The sequence below is a fragment of the Thioalkalivibrio sp. ALJ21 genome (assembly GCF_000378605.1).
In the GTDB taxonomy this organism is placed as follows: domain Bacteria; phylum Pseudomonadota; class Gammaproteobacteria; order Ectothiorhodospirales; family Ectothiorhodospiraceae; genus Thioalkalivibrio.
Genome location: NZ_KB905155.1, coordinates 1009732 through 1024576, shown reverse-complemented (window position 1 = coordinate 1024576; position 14845 = coordinate 1009732). Strand labels below are relative to the sequence as shown.

Below are 14845 nucleotides of genomic sequence, written 5' to 3'. Positions count from 1 at the left end.
CTTGCACGCGAAGCGCCTGCCCGCGTGCGGACGATCGCCTGCCAGCAGGCTCCCACCGTCGTTATGTTGTGATGGCGAATGAACCGGTCACGTTACCGGCACAAGCGTGTACCATTCTACCCCCGAGTGTCCTGACCGCGGATTACGCCGAACGTGCGACTCGCCCGAATCAAGCTGGCCGGCTTCAAGTCCTTCGTCGACCCGACGACGCTGGTGCTGCCCGGAAACCGGGTGGGCATCGTCGGGCCGAACGGCTGTGGCAAGTCGAACACCATCGACGCCGTGCGCTGGGTGATGGGCGAGTCCTCGGCCAAGCACTTGCGCGGCGACTCCAGCGAGGACGTGATCTTCAACGGCTCCTCCAGCCGCAAGCCCGTCGGGCAGGCCTCGATCGAGCTGATCTTCGACAACTCCGACGGGCGACTGGGTGGCGAGTACAGCGCCTACGGCGAGATCGCCGTGCGCCGCGCGCTGACGCGTGACGGCCAGTCCAAGTACTTCCTCAACGGTCAGCGCGCACGCAAGCGCGACGTGGTGGACCTGTTCCTGGGCACCGGCCTCGGCCCGCGCAGCTACGCGATCATCGAGCAGGGCATGATCGCGCGCCTGATCGACGCCCGCCCCGAGGAACTGCGGGTTTATCTCGAGGAGGCCGCCGGCATTTCCAAGTACAAGGAGCGCCGGCGCGAGACCGAGAACCGCGTGCGCCACACCCGCGAGAACCTCGAGCGCCTGGACGACGTGCGCGACGAGGTCGCCAAGCAGGCCGAGCGCCTCAATCGCCAGGCCGCCACCGCCGAGAAATACCAGACCCTCGCCGCCGAGCGGCGCCAGAAACGCGCCGAGGCGATCCTGCTGCGCCTGCGCGCGCAGGAACAGGAACTGGACGCGAGCCGACAGCGCCTGCAGGCGGCCGAGACCGAGCTGGCCGGCACCCAGGCCGAAGCGCAAAAGGTACGCACCGACACCGAACAGCAGCGCCAGACGCGCGTGGACCTGGAGGCGGCCACCACCGAGGCGCAGTCCGCCTACTACGACCGCGCGGCCGAGGTCTCGCGCCTGGAACAATCGATCCGCCATGCGGAGGACGAACTCGCCCGCGAGCGCGCCGAACTGCGGCAGCTGGAAGAACGCCTGCAGACGGCCGGCGAGGCGTTCGCGGCGCTGGAGCAGCGCATTGCCCAGGCCGAGCACGAACGCGACCAGCGCCAGCAAGAGGCGGAGGCTGCGGAGGCCGAGCGCGAACGGCTGGAGGGCGCGGCGGAGCAGGCCGAAACCGAGTTCCAGACGGCGCGCGAGGCCCAATCCGAGTGGGAACGCGCCCTGGCCGAGCCGCGCCAGAATGCGCAACTCGCGCGTTCGCGCATGGATCACGCCGAGCACCAGCTCGCGCGCCTGGAGCAGCGCCGCGAACGCCTTGACGCCGAGCGCGCGGCCCTGCCACAAACCCACCCGGGCGAGGAGGCCGAACGGCTGCAGGGCGAGCGCGATGCCCTGGCCGAACGCCTGGAGCAGCTGCGCCAGCAGCGCGACCAGCAGCAGGAACAACTGAACCAGCTCACCGAGGCCCGCCGCGAGGCCCGGGATGCCCTGCACCAGGCCGAGCGCGAGGCACGCGAGGTCGCGGGACGTCTGGCGGGGCTGGAACACTTCGCCGGCGAGGACGACCCGGCCCAGACGCGCGAGCGCCGCGAGGCCTGGGCACGCGACCAGGGCCTGGACCTCTCGCGGCCCCTGGTGCAGCAGCTGGAGGTCGACGACGGCTGGGATACGGCCGTGGAGCTGGTGCTGGGGGCCTGGCTGGAGGCCGCCGTGCTGGACGCGCCCGAGGCCACGCAAGACTGGCCGGATGCCGCGCTGCGCCTGGTAAGCACGCAGGCGGATGCCGGCGGGGCGATCTCGGATGACTCGCTCGCTGTCCGCGTGCGCGGGTCCGCAGCGGTGACGCAGTGGCTGTCACGCATCCACTGCGCACAGGATCTGGACGAGGCCCGGGGCCGCGTCGCGAGCCTCGCACCGGACGAGAGCGTGATCACGCCCGACGGGACCTGGATGGGGCCGGGGTGGGTCGCCCATCGCACGCTGGAAGGCGGTGCCTCCGGCGCAGTCGCGAGGGTGCGCCTGGCACGGGAGCTGCGCGAACAGGAGCAGCAGCTACAGGCGCAGGTCGAGCAGCACCAGGCCACCCTGGCGGAACGGGGCGAGGCCATTGATGCCGCGCAGGCCGAGCGCGATCGGCTGGATGCTCAGCTGCGCGAACAGCAGGGCGAGATCGACGAACGCGACCGGCGCATCCAGCGCCTGCGCGATCAGGCCCGGCAGCTGGAACAGCAGCAGGCGCGGATCGACCGTGAGGCGGGCGAGCTGGAAGAAGAAACGGCACGCGCACGAGAGCAGTTCGAGACTGCGCAGCAGGAACGCAATCAGGCCCTCGCCACGCTGGAAACACTGGAGGCGGATCGCGGCACACTGGAGAGCCGGCTGGAGGCCGCGCGTGATGCCCATAGTCAGGCCCGCGATGCGGTGCGCGAGGCGCGCGATGCCGCCGGGCGTGCACGCATGGCGGAGCAGGAGGCGCGCCACCGGCTGGAGCGCGAGCAAAGCGAACGTGAACGCCTGGAACGCCAGCGCGCGGAGGACCGCGAGCGCCTGGAGAAGCTGCAGCAGGGCCTGGCCGGGCGCGAGGGGCCGCTGGAGCAGTGGCGCGGGGACCTGCAGGCCGCTGCGGAGCAACGCCAGCAGGCGGAAGAACGGCTGACCCGGGCGCGCGCGGATCTCGAGGCCTGCGATGCGCGGCTGCGCGAGCTGGCCACGCAGGCCAGCGAGCTGGACAGCCGGGTCGAGGCGCAGCGCTCCACCTGCGAGGAGCTGCGCCTGGATCAGCGCGAACGCTCGGTGCAGATCGAACAGCTAAAGACCCAGTTTCAGGAGTCGGGCTTTGAGGCCGGGCCGCTGGCCGAGGGGCTCGCGGAGGATGCGACCGTACCGGCCTGGGAGCAGGCAATCGGGGAGCTCGACCGCAAGATCGAGCGCCTGGGTCCGATCAACCTGGCGGCGATCGACGAGGCGCGCAGCCTGGAGGAACGTTCACGCTATCTCGAGGAGCAGCATGCCGATCTGATCGAGGCGCTGGAGACGCTGGAGGCGGCGATGCACCGCATCGACCGCGAGACGCGCCAGCTGTTCAAGCAGACCTTCGATCAGGTGAACGCCGGGCTGGGGCAGAAATTCCAGCGCCTGTTCGGCGGCGGCGAGGCGCGCCTGGAGATGACCGGTGACGACCTGCTGGATACGGGCGTGAATATCATGGCTCGCCCGCCGGGCAAACGACTCTCCACCATCCATCTAATGTCCGGAGGCGAGAAGGCGCTCACAGCATCGGCGCTGGTGTTCGCTATCTTCGAGTTGAATCCGGCACCCTTCTGCATGCTGGACGAGGTGGATGCGCCGCTCGACGAGGCCAACGTCGGGCGCTTCTGCGAGCTGCTGCAGGACATGTCCGAGCAGATCCAGTTCATTTTTATCACCCATAACAAGGCCACGATGGCGATGGCGGAACAGCTGATCGGCGTTACCATGCACGAACCGGGGGTCTCGCGCCTGGTGAGTGTGGATATCGACGAGGCTGTGGAACTGGCCGAGGCCTGACCCGTCCCGCCCGAATTCGCGCGCGGTCGCACAACACGAAAGACGAGGTATTGAGTGGATTGGATGCGCATCAGTCTGGTGATCCTGGGGATCGTGCTGGTCGCCGGTATCTGGATGGCCCATCGCCTGCGCACGCGTGATCGCGCGCCGGACCTGGATGATGACGCCACCGACTGGAGTGACGACGCGGTACACATTCGCGCCCAGGACGACCCGGCACCGCACCGCCGTGAGGGCGATCCCGACCACCTCGGGGCCGAGGCGGGATGGGCCGATCCCCTGGAGGCCTCGCGCGAGTACACGCGGGACGCCGATACCGCCGATCCCGATGAAGACTTCGACGACGTGCGCATTCCCCAGCGCGACCGCGCGGAGCCGCACCTGGGTGTCACGTCGGCGGACGACGGCGAGCCCCTGGCGCCGGGTGAGCGCCATGCCGACCGTGCGCAGGATATCTATGGCGTCCTGGACAACGACGAAGAGCCAGTCCCGCCACCGCCCCACGGCGCCTTCGAGCCGGACCCGGAAGATGCGCCACGGCGTCGCCGAGCCAAGTCCCGCGCCGCGGAAACCGCGAAGGGCGTGATGGACCAGCTGAGTGGCCGCATGCGCTCCGGGATCGCCGCGCTGCGCGGGACGCGCCTGCGCCGCCCGCGCGCGGAAGAGACGCTCGGCGAGCAACTGCACCCGGATCACGAGGTCGACCCCGAACTGATCGAGGAACCGGCGCCCGACATGGAGACCCTGGGCGAGTATGTGTCCGAACCGCGCGTGGTCGGGCGCAACCCGCTGCGCGGCGGCCCGGGGTCGGACGAGAAGATCCTCCTGCTGCATGTGGTCGCGCCGCGCAACCGGCCGTTTACCGGCGTGGCGCTGGGGGCCGCACTGCAACGCGCGGGCCTCAAGCCGGGCGCGATGGACATCTACCACTACCACGATGCCGAGATCGACAGCCGCCAGGCGCTGTTCTCCGCCGCGAATATGGTGCCGCCGGGTACGCTGCGCGAACAGGATCTGGCGGACACGATGACCCCTGGCATTACGTTGTTCGTGCAGGTCCACAACAGCGCCGACCCGCAACGCGCATTCGAAGCGTTGCTGGAGAATGCGCACGGCCTGGCGCGGGATCTGGGCGGTTCCATCCTCGATGCCCAGCAGTCCACCGCCACCAACCAGACGCTCGCCTACATGCGCGAGGACCTGAACGAGTGGCTGATGCGCCACCGCCCGGACTTGCTGCGGCGGCGGAGGGCGCGGTGAGTTCGCCCTCCGCGTCCCGGGAGGGCGCGGCGGGGGAGGCGGGCGCACGGATCGAGCAGCTGCGGCGCCAGATCGAGCACCACAACTACCGCTACTACGTCCTCGACGACCCGGAGGTCTCCGACGCCGAGTTCGACACGCTGATGCGCGAACTCGAACAGCTCGAGGCCGAACATCCTGAACTCGTCTCCCCGGATTCGCCCACCCAGCGTGTCGGCGGCGCGCCCGCCGCCGGTTTCGACACGGTGCGGCATCGCCTGCCGATGCTGTCGCTGGCCAACGGCTTCGAACCCGACGAGATTCGCGACTTCGACCGCCGCGTGCGCGAGCGCCTGGCGAAGCAGACCGGCGAGCCCGACCGTGTCGAGCAGGCGGTCGCCTACATGGCCGAGCCCAAGCTGGACGGTCTCGCGATCAGCCTGATTTACGAGAACGGCCGCCTGGTGCAGGCCGCCACACGCGGCGACGGCGAGACCGGCGAGGACGTGACCGGCAATGTCCGCACCGTGCGCCCGATCCCGCTGCACCTGGGGGATCGCTATACCGACGATGCACCCGGCGTGCTGGAGGTACGCGGCGAGGTGTTCATGCGCCGCTCGGATTTTGAGCGCCTGAACCAGGGCCTGGAGGCCGATGGTCAGCGTGGCTTCATGAACCCGCGCAATGCCGCCGCCGGCAGCCTGCGCCAGCTGGACCCGAAGGTGACGGCGCGGCGCCCCCTGAGCTTTTTTGCCTATTCCGTCGGCCATGTCGAGGGCGGCGCACTGCCGGACACCCAGTCCGGAACGCTGGACTGGCTGCACCACCTGGGCTTTCCGGTCTGCCCCGAGCGGGCGGTTCTGGAAGGGGTGGAGGGCTGCCTTGCCTACTACGAGCGCCTGGCCGAGCGCCGCCGCGAGCTGGACTACGAGATCGACGGCATCGTCTACAAGGTCGACTCGCTGGAGGATCAGCGGCACCTCGGCTTCGTCTCGCGCGCGCCGCGCTGGGCCATTGCCCACAAGTTCCCGGCCGAGGAGCAGACGACGACCCTGCGCGCCGTCGACTTCCGCGTGGGCCGCACCGGAGCGCTGACCCCGGTCGCGCGGCTCGAGCCGGTACTGGTCGGCGGGGTCACGGTCAGCAACGCCACGCTGCACAACATGGACGAGATCGAGCGCAAGGACATCCGCATCGGCGACCGCGTGATCGTACGGCGCGCCGGCGACGTGATCCCCGAGGTGGTCGGCCGCGCCGGCGGCGAGCGCCCGCAGGACACCCGCGCGATCGAAATGCCGTCGCGCTGCCCTGAGTGTGACTCGCACATCGAACGCCCGGAGGGCGAGGCCGTCGCGCGCTGCACTGGCGGGCTCGTCTGCCCCGCGCAGCGCCGCGAGGCCCTCAAGCACTTCGTCTCGCGCCGGGCCATGGACATCGAGGGCTTCGGCGAGAAACTGATCGAGCAGCTCGCCGATGGCGGTATCGTGCAAAGCCCGGCCGACCTGTTCGCGCTGGATGCCGAGCGCCTGGAGGCACTGGAGCGGGTCGGCCCCAAGCTTGCCGAGAACCTCGTCAACGCCCTGGAACAGGCGCGCGAGACCACGCTTGCGCGGTTCATCTTCGCCCTCGGCATCCGCGAGGTGGGCGAGGTCACCGCCCGCAACCTGGCCACGTACTACGGCGACCTGGACGCACTGATGCAGGCCGACGCCGAGGCGCTGCAGGAGGTCCCGGACGTCGGCCCCATAGTCGCCGAACACATCGCCAACTTCTTCGCCGAGCCCCACAACCGCGACGTAATCCAGGCCCTGCGCGACGCCGGCGTCCACTGGCCCGATCCGCCCGCGCGACCGGCAGTGGAGGAGGGCGACGCGGCGCCGCTGGCCGGCAACACCTACGTCCTCACCGGCAGCTTCGACACCATGACCCGCGAAGAAGCCAAGGCCGCCCTCGAGGCCCGCGGCGCCAAAGTTACCGGCTCCGTCTCCAAAAAGACCACCGCCGTCATCGCCGGCGCCGACCCCGGCTCCAAGGTCACCAAGGCCGAATCCCTCGACATCCCCATCCTTGGCCCCGACGACCTCGCCCAGCTCCTCAACGAATCCCCTCCGTAGGAGGCCAGCCCCCTGGCCGATTGGGGCCTGTCCGGCGTCGTATCGCGCAGGGGGCTGCGCTCCTACAGGGGGGGGTGTCTTGCGTAGGAGGCCAGCCCTCTGGCCGATGGGGCGTGTCCAGCATCGTATCGCGCAGGGGGCTGCGCTCCTACAGGGGATGTCTTGCGTAGGAGGCCAGCCCTCTGGCCGATGGGGCGTGTCCGGCGTCGTATCGCGCAGGGGGCTGCGCTCCTACAGGGGGTGTCTTGCGTAGGAGGCCAGCCCTTTGGCCGATGGGGCCTGTCCGGCGTCGCATCGCGCAGGGGGCTGCGCTCCTACAGGGGGTGTCTTGCGTAGGAGGCCAGCCCTCTGGCCGATGGGGCGTGTCCGGCGTCGTATCGTGTAGTGGTCAAGTGATTTCGGACACCTCGATCGGTGTTTCGGCTGTCCATTTTCGCTCGTAGGCGTTGGGCGACAGGTAGCCCAGGGTCGAGTGCCTTCGGCGCTCGTTGTAGAAGCCGACGATGTAGTCGGTGATGTCCCGGGTGGCCTCGCCGTGATTGGCATAGTCCCGTCGCCAGACGCGCTCCATCTTCAGGTTTAGGAAGAAGCGTTCGGCCACCGCATTGTCCCAGCAGTTACCCCGCCGGCTCATGCTGGCCCGGGCGCCGTGCTGCACCAGCAGACGCCGCCAGGCGTCGCTGGTGTACTGACAGCCCTGGTCGGAGTGCACCAGCAGCCCCGGCTCGGGTTGCCGGCTCTGCAGCGCCATGCGCAGCGCACTGCAGGCCAACTCGGCATCCATCCGCCGGGCCATGGACCAGCCCACCACCTTGCGGTGGAACAGGTCCAGCACCGCCGCCAGATACGTCCAGCCGGTACGGGTCCGGATGTAGGTGATGTCGGTCACCCAGGCTGCGTTCGGACACGAGGGCTGGAACTGCCGGTCCAGGTGGTTCGCCACCACCGGCGCAGCCTCATCCCGCTGCGTGGTGACCACGAACGCCCGCTTCCAGACCGGGCGCAGCCCCTGCTCCCGCATCAGACGGCGGACCCGGTAGCGGCCGACCTCAACGCCATCCGACCGCAGCGCCGCCTGCACACGGCGGCTGCCGTAGGTCCACTCCGACTGTTCGAACGCCTCCTTGACCCGCTGTCCCAGCGCACAAGGCCGGCGCAGTCGCCGGCCGCGCGTCTGCGCCGCGTAGTAGCCCGAACGGCTCGCCTCCAGCAGATCGCAGACCCGCTGCACCGAAGCCTTCTCCGTCAGGGTCGTGATGCAGCGATGCATCACTTCAGTTCCCGGGCGAAGAAGGCGGAGGCCTTTTTTAGGATGGCCTTGTCTTCCCGCAGCCGGCGATTCTCTTCCTCCAGCTCCCGGATCCGTCGCTGCTCCGGCGTCAAAGGCCGGCCATCGCCGGCCTCCCCGGCACGATCCGCCTTGAGTTGCTCGACCCAGCGCCGAACGGCCGTCTCGCCCACCCCGGTGTCCCGCACCACTTGCGGCACACTCTGGCCCTCATCCACCACCATCCGGGCCACCCGAAGCTTGTACTCCGGATCAAAATTCCTGCGTCCCATATCGTCTCCTCGATCAGATCCCAATCATTCCACCGATCGAGGTGTCCACGAAAATTAGACCAGCACATCGCGCAGGGGGCTGCGCTCCTACAGGGGTGTGTCTTGCGTAGGAGGCCAGCCCTCTGGCCGATGGGGGCGTATCCAGCACCCTATCGGCGAGAGGCTCGCCTCCTACAGGGGGGTGTAGCGATGGCCTGGGGCGCTGGATGGATGCATTTTCATCAGGGGTTGCTTATGCTTCGTGCGCCGCGATGGGGTGCGGCGGGGGCCAGGGACCGGCACTTGATGTAGTGTGGTCGGGCTGGGTTTTGTCGACAGGGTTTGGGGCCAGGATGCCGGACGGGCACAACACACCATGCTGAATCGTGGGCTGGAACGTCTGCTGAGGCTGCCGCGCGGCAAAAAGCGCTGGCTGATGGTTGCCGCGGACGCGGTGATGCTGCCACTGGCGCTCTGGTCGGGCTTCATGATCCGGCTGGCCGAGCCGGTTCCCGACATCATGCTGGAGACCTGGTGGCTGTTCCCGCTGGTCGTCCTGGTCGGGATACCGGTCTTTGTCCGCCTTGGGCTTTATCGCGCTGTCGTGCGTTTCATGGGTACACGTGCGATCTGGGCGGTCGGTACCGGTGTCGTGCTCCTGGCGCTCGTGCTGTGGGCAGCGGTAGCGCTGGCACAAGTCGAGAGTTTCCCCCGCTCAGTGCCAATCAATTTCGCGATTGTTGCGTTCATGTATGTGGGCGGCAGCCGGTTCCTCGTGCGCGCGCTCTATCATTCGATGCTGGCCACCGATCCGGGTGTTGAGCCGGTCGTGATCTATGGTGCGGGCGAGGCGGGCGTCCAGTTGCTGTCAGGACTGAAATCCGGGGGGCGCTTTCGAGTTGTCGCGTTTCTGGACGATGATCGGACGCTTCAGGGAAGCTCCATCGACGGCATTCGCGTACGCCACCCGTCGGCGCTTGATGGTCTGATCAAACGCTACGGTCTGCGCCGCCTGCTGCTGGCAATCCCCTCTGCCAGCCGGGCGGATCGCCGCGCCATTCTGGAGCGACTGGAAGGCTATCCGCTGTATATCCAGACCGTACCGTCCATGGATGCGGTCGTGTCCGGCCAGGCCCGGCTCGACGAGTTGGAAGACATCGACATCGCCGATCTGCTCGGACGCGATCCGGTGCCCCCGGATCGCGAGCTTCTAAAACGCAGTATTGAAGACCGAGTTGTGATGGTCACCGGTGCGGGCGGGTCGATTGGTGCGGAGCTTTGTCGCCGTATTCTCCGTCTGAAGCCACGTTTGTTGGTGCTCTACGAGCGCAACGAGTTCTCGCTTTACCGTATCGAGCGCGACCTGGAGGTGCTGGCGGACCAGAAAGGGCTCGAGGTGCCGGTTGTGGCCTTGCTGGGTTCCGTCGCCAATCCGCGCCGTGTGCGTGCGGTACTCAAGGAATACGGCGTACAGACGCTTTACCACGCGGCGGCGTACAAACACGTGCCGATCGTGGAGGCCAACCTGATCGAGGGCGTTCGCAACAACGTCTTCGGCACTGCGATCCTCGCCGACGCCGCTATGGAGGTCGGTGTCGAACGCTTCATCCTGATCAGCACGGACAAGGCCGTCCGCCCGACCAATGTCATGGGCGCCACGAAACGCCTGGCGGAGATGCTCCTGCAGGACCGCGCGCGCCAGAACCCGCCGACCATCTTCAGCATGGTGCGTTTCGGCAATGTGCTGGGCTCGTCCGGCTCCGTGGTCCCGCTGTTCCACCAGCAGATCCGCGACGGCGGCCCCGTTACCGTGACCCACCCGGAGATCACCCGCTACTTCATGTCCATCCCGGAGGCGGCAGAGCTCGTCATCCAGGCGGGGGCGATGGCCGAGGGGGGCGAGGTATTTGTGCTGGACATGGGCGAGCCGGTTCGGATTGTCGACCTGGCCACCCGGATGATTCGTTTGCATGGCCGCCAGGTGAAAGAAGACGGAGAGCCCGAGGACGGGATCGAGATTGCCTTTACCGGTTTGCGTCCGGGCGAAAAGCTTTTCGAAGAACTGCTGATTGGCGACAACGTCGTCGGCACATCGCACTCCAAAATCATGCGTGCGCACGAATCGTGTGTAGACTCCGGCGAAGTCCGGTACGCGCTGGACACCCTGGACCAAGCCGAGCGCGAGATGAACACCGAAATCGCCTGCCAGGTGCTCAAGCGGGTGGTCGTGGAGTACGAGCCCATTCCCGCAGGGCACGAATCGCAATAAGAGTGCATTTGTGCTGTGACTTGGCGGAAATGTGCGCGGGGTTCGCCGGCAAGCCGAGCCACCGCGAATCCTGAGCACCCGTTCCTCACGAGCGCACCGGCGCTTGTGTATTCTTCGCCCCAACGTCATAACACCCCCTGTAGGGACTGCCCTTGCGGCGGAAAGGTGCCTGCCAGCAAGCGCCTGCGGGCGTTGGGGTACACATCAACACTGAACAACCGAGGGATCCAGGGATGAAAATCGCAGTCGCCGGAACCGGATATGTCGGGCTTTCCAATGCCGTCCTGCTTGCGCAGAACCATGAGGTCGTTGCGCTCGACGTGGTGCCGGAAAAGGTCGAGCAGATCAACCGCCGGCAGTCCCCGATCATCGATGCGGAGATCCAGGATTTCCTGGAGAACCGCGAGCTGAACCTCAAGGCCACACTGGACAAGCAGGAGGCCTACGAGGGTGCCGATTTCGTGATCATCGCGACACCAACGGACTACGACCCGCAGACCAACTACTTCAACACCAGCACCGTCGAGTCGGTTATTCGCGACGTGAGCGCGATCAATCCGCAAGCGGTGATGGTGATCAAGTCCACCGTGCCAGTCGGTTATACCCGCGATATCAAGGCGCAGATGGAGACCGACAACATCCTGTTCTCGCCGGAGTTTCTGCGCGAGGGGCGGGCGCTGTACGACAATTTGCACCCGTCCCGAATTATCGTGGGCGAGGAGTCCGAGCGGGCCGAGACCTTCGCCAAACTCCTGGCCGAGGGCGCCATGGCCAGGGACGTTCCGATCCTGTTTACCAGCCCCACCGAGGCCGAGGCGATCAAGCTGTTCGCCAACACCTATCTGGCCATGCGGGTGGCGTATTTCAACGAACTGGACACGTACGCCGAGACCCACGGTCTGGACACCCGGCAGATTATCGATGGCGTATGCCTGGACCCGCGCATCGGCAGCCACTACAACAACCCGTCCTTCGGCTACGGCGGCTACTGCCTGCCGAAGGACACCAAGCAGCTCCTGGCCAACTACGACGAAGTCCCCAACAACATCATCGCCGCCATTGTGGACGCCAACCGCACCCGCAAGGACTTCGTCGCCGACGCCATTATCCGGCGCAACCCCAAGATCGTCGGTGTCTATCGCCTGGTCATGAAGAGCGGCTCCGACAACTTCCGCGCCTCCGCCATCCAGGGGGTGATGAAGCGCGTCAAGGCCAAGGGCATTGAGGTGGTTGTCTACGAGCCGGAGCTCCCGGACGAAGAGTTCTACCGCTCCCGCGTCATCCGCGACCTCGAAGAGTTCAAGCGCATCAGTGACGTAATCGTCGCCAACCGCATCACCGACGACATCCGCGACCAGCCCGACAAGATCTACACCCGCGACCTCTTCAACAGCGACTGACCCATCCCCGCGCCCCCACCCCTGTAGGAGGCCAGCCGTCTGGCCGATTGAGGCATGCCCAGCGCCACATCGCGCAGGGGGCTGCGCTCCTACAGGGGGCGTGATTCCGCGTAGGAGGCCAGCCCCCTGGCCGACCGGATGTTGGACAGGCCCATCGGCCAGAGGGCTGGCCTCCTACGATGGGCCCCGGGGATCGTGTAGGAGCGCAGCCCCCTGCGCGATAGGAAGCCAGACAAATCCCCAACGGCTACAATCTGGCTTACCGCCAGCCGAAGACCACCAGGCCACGCCGCCGCCCCTTGGAGAACAAAACAACCAGCACAACGGGAGCGATGCCATGGACGGCAAACCTCACGCTCAGGCCCTGCGCCGTGGCCGCTATTCCGAGCCCGGGCGCATCTACCTCATCACCACCGTCACGCGGGATCGCACACCGGTGTTCCGCGACTTCGCCGCCGCCCGTGCACTGGTCGCTACGCTGCGCCACGCGCAAGCGCTCGGGCAGGCGGATACGCTGGCCTATGTGGTGATGCCGGACCATCTGCACTGGCTGATGACGCTTGGAAACAGTATGTCCCTGTCTACCGTCGTGCGGTCGGTCAAGGCGGTCACCGCCCGCAGGCTCGGGCGGGCGCTCTGGCAGCCCGGCTTCCACGATCACGCGGTACGCTGCGAAGAAGACCTGACGTCGCTGGCCCGTTATATCGCCGCCAACCCCCTGCGTGCCGGGCTGGTGCGTAACTTGGGTGATTACCCGCACTGGGATGCGATCTGGCTTTGATCGGGGGTTGAGCCGAACGCCCATCGGCCAGAGGGCTGGCCTCCTACAGGGGATGTCTGATTGTTGTAGGAGCGCAGCCCCCTGCGCAATGGGGTGCTGGTGATGCCCCAATCAGCCAGGGGGCGAAGGATTTTTCGCCCATCTGCGGCATCGATGCTAAATTGGTAAAACGAAATTGCGATCGATTGAGGTGTTCAAATGCAAGCCCTCACCATTTCTCCGAAGTATCAGGTCGTCATCCCCAAGGCGGTACGCGAGGCGCTGCATCTTCGTGCAGGCCAGAAGGTTCAGATTGTTGCGTACGACGACCGCATCGAACTGATACCCGAGCGGCGCATGAGCGAGATGCGAGGGTTCCTCAAGGGCATTGACCCAGACATCCCGCGCGACGGAGACCGCGTGTGAACGTGGTCGATTCGTCCGCGTGGCTGGAATACTTTGCCGACGGCCCCAATGCCGATGTGTTTGCAGACGCAATCGAGACCACGGCAGAACTGATCGTGCCCACAATCAGCCTCTACGAAGTTTTCAAACGGGTGCTCCAGCAACGAGGCGAGGCGGCGGCCCTGCAGGCGGCCGCACTGATGCAGCAGGGCGAACTCATTGACCTCACGGGGCCCTTGGCACTGTCAGCCGCCAGTCTTGGCAACCAGCACGCTCTCCCGCTCGCCGACAGCATCATCTACGCCACCGCGCGCGCCCATCAGGCCGATCTCTGGACCCAGGACGCCGATTTCGACGGGCTTCCGGGCGTTCACTACATCCCGAAGCATCCCCTGTAGGAGGCCAGCCCTCTGGCCGATTTGGGTGTTGGATAGCCCCGATCGGCCAGAGGGCTGGCCTCCTACAGGGGGCTGCGGCGCCTAACTACGTCTTTGTCATCCCGGCCGCCGCGAAGCGAGGAGTCGGGATCTCCAGCGAAAGAGCAAGCGGTCGAGTTCGTCTTGGATGTGAGTGAACCCGTGCCGTACAATTCTATTAAATCTGCCATACATGCCGGGAGGTGATCGCATGGAACACGAAACCACCAAGGTGACCGTGCGCCTGCCCAAGCAGGATGTGGAGTTCGCGAAGGCCTATGCCAAGGCGCACGGTATGAGTATGACTGAGGTGATTGATCGCCATCTGCGTCGCCTTCGCGCTCTGGAGCGTCATACGCCAAGTGCCGAGCTGGAAGCCATCACTGGCCTGATCCCCCCTGATGTGGATGCCGAGAAGGCCTATCACGACCACCTGCGCGACAAGCATCAATCGTGATCATGCTCGATCTGAACGTCCTGCTGGACGTTCTGCAAAAGCGCGAGCCGCACTATCGTGTTTCGGCGGCAGTTCTGGAACAAGTCCTGCACGGCGACGAAGCGGGTGCAATCAGCGCACACGCGGCGACCACGGTGCACTACCTGGTTGCACGGTATGCGGATCGCACGGCTGCGGATCGGGCATTGAACTGGTTGCTCCAGCAGTTGCACGTATGCGCGGTGGGACGCGCAGAACTCGAGCGAGCCCGGTCGCTCGGCTGGGCGGATTTCGAGGATGCCGTGGTGGCCGCCACTGCCGAGCGTGCGGGTTGCGCCTGCATCATCACGCGCAACGTGAAGGATTTCGCCGGTTCGCCCGTGCCCGCGCTGACTCCGCAGGAGTTTCTCCTCCGCTAACCAACGTTTTCTGGGCTTTCGACGGGCCCGATCGGCCAGAGGGCTGGCCTCCTACAGATCTTGGGGCATTCCCGGTTGTAGGAGCGCAGCCCCCTGCGCGATGGGGTGCTGGTGATGCCCTATCGGCCAGAGGGCTGGCCTCCTACAGGGGGGTTGGCTTGCGGCGGGGCAGGGTGCGTGGTCCAATGTGCGCTCAATGC

At 66.7% G+C, this 14845-nt stretch carries 11 protein-coding genes; 10 read left to right on the top strand and 1 reads right to left on the bottom strand.

Annotated features, from left to right (window positions below):
- Positions 1-153: 153 nt before the first annotated feature.
- From smc to ligA, 3 genes are all read left to right on the top strand, one after another.
- Complete coding sequence (gene smc / locus F579_RS0104820; protein ID WP_019024009.1) at positions 154-3648, top strand: chromosome segregation protein SMC; 3495 nt, start codon at positions 154-156, stop codon at positions 3646-3648.
- Positions 3649-3711: 63 nt separating this feature from the next.
- Positions 3712-4908 (top strand): cell division protein ZipA C-terminal FtsZ-binding domain-containing protein, encoded by a 1197-nt coding sequence (locus F579_RS0104815; protein WP_019024010.1) that lies wholly within the window; start codon positions 3712-3714, stop codon positions 4906-4908.
- Positions 4905-7001, top strand: coding sequence for an NAD-dependent DNA ligase LigA (gene ligA / locus F579_RS0104810; RefSeq protein ID WP_019024011.1), 2097 nt, complete (start codon positions 4905-4907; stop codon positions 6999-7001). The genes F579_RS0104815 and ligA overlap by 4 nt, the downstream gene beginning before the upstream one ends.
- A gap of 388 nt (positions 7002-7389) precedes the next feature.
- Here ligA and F579_RS0104805 read toward each other — a convergent pair.
- Positions 7390-8561, bottom strand: a protein-coding gene (locus F579_RS0104805) for an IS3 family transposase (RefSeq protein ID WP_155984980.1) whose coding sequence is annotated in 2 segments (ribosomal slippage) — positions 7390-8300 and positions 8300-8561 — 1173 coding nt in all. Because the reading frame shifts where the segments join, the coding sequence is not laid out codon by codon here.
- 355 nt (positions 8562-8916) lie between these two features.
- Here F579_RS0104805 and F579_RS0104795 point away from each other — a divergent pair.
- The 7 genes from F579_RS0104795 (at position 8917) to F579_RS0104765 (ending at position 14645) form a co-directional block, all read left to right on the top strand.
- On the top strand, positions 8917-10809 hold the full coding sequence (locus F579_RS0104795) for a nucleoside-diphosphate sugar epimerase/dehydratase (RefSeq protein WP_019024014.1): 1893 nt from the start codon (positions 8917-8919) through the stop codon (positions 10807-10809).
- A gap of 233 nt (positions 10810-11042) precedes the next feature.
- Entirely contained in the window at positions 11043-12209 is a 1167-nt protein-coding gene (locus F579_RS0104790; RefSeq protein ID WP_019024015.1) for a nucleotide sugar dehydrogenase, read from the top strand.
- Positions 12210-12546: 337 nt separating this feature from the next.
- Positions 12547-12990 carry a transposase gene (locus tag F579_RS0104785; protein ID WP_019024016.1) on the top strand — a complete coding sequence of 148 codons (444 nt, stop codon included), beginning with the start codon at positions 12547-12549 and terminating at the stop codon, positions 12988-12990.
- Between the two features lie 198 nt (positions 12991-13188).
- Positions 13189-13395: an AbrB/MazE/SpoVT family DNA-binding domain-containing protein gene (locus tag F579_RS0104780; RefSeq protein ID WP_019024017.1), complete on the top strand. Its 207-nt coding sequence runs from the start codon at positions 13189-13191 to the stop codon at positions 13393-13395.
- Positions 13392-13772, top strand: coding sequence for a type II toxin-antitoxin system VapC family toxin (locus F579_RS0104775; RefSeq protein WP_019024018.1), 381 nt, complete (start codon positions 13392-13394; stop codon positions 13770-13772). Before F579_RS0104780 ends, F579_RS0104775 begins: the two co-directional genes overlap by 4 nt.
- A gap of 229 nt (positions 13773-14001) precedes the next feature.
- Positions 14002-14247 (top strand): DUF6364 family protein, encoded by a 246-nt coding sequence (locus F579_RS0104770; protein WP_019024019.1) that lies wholly within the window; start codon positions 14002-14004, stop codon positions 14245-14247.
- Positions 14244-14645 (top strand): PIN domain-containing protein, encoded by a 402-nt coding sequence (locus F579_RS0104765; RefSeq protein WP_019024020.1) that lies wholly within the window; start codon positions 14244-14246, stop codon positions 14643-14645. Before F579_RS0104770 ends, F579_RS0104765 begins: the two co-directional genes overlap by 4 nt.
- Positions 14646-14845 lie beyond the last annotated feature (200 nt).

Excerpts from the sequence above, each read along its gene's own strand:
- F579_RS0104815 (WP_019024010.1), top strand. The coding sequence starts at position 3,712 with ATGCGCATCAGTCTGGTGATCCTGGGGATCGTGCTGGTCGCCGGTATC.
- F579_RS0104795 (WP_019024014.1), top strand. The coding sequence starts at position 8,917 with ATGCTGAATCGTGGGCTGGAACGTCTGCTGAGGCTGCCGCGCGGCAAA.
- F579_RS0104790 (WP_019024015.1), top strand. The coding sequence starts at position 11,043 with ATGAAAATCGCAGTCGCCGGAACCGGATATGTCGGGCTTTCCAATGCC.
- F579_RS0104785 (WP_019024016.1), top strand. The coding sequence starts at position 12,547 with ATGGACGGCAAACCTCACGCTCAGGCCCTGCGCCGTGGCCGCTATTCC.
- F579_RS0104780 (WP_019024017.1), top strand. The coding sequence starts at position 13,189 with ATGCAAGCCCTCACCATTTCTCCGAAGTATCAGGTCGTCATCCCCAAG.
- F579_RS0104770 (WP_019024019.1), top strand. The coding sequence starts at position 14,002 with ATGGAACACGAAACCACCAAGGTGACCGTGCGCCTGCCCAAGCAGGAT.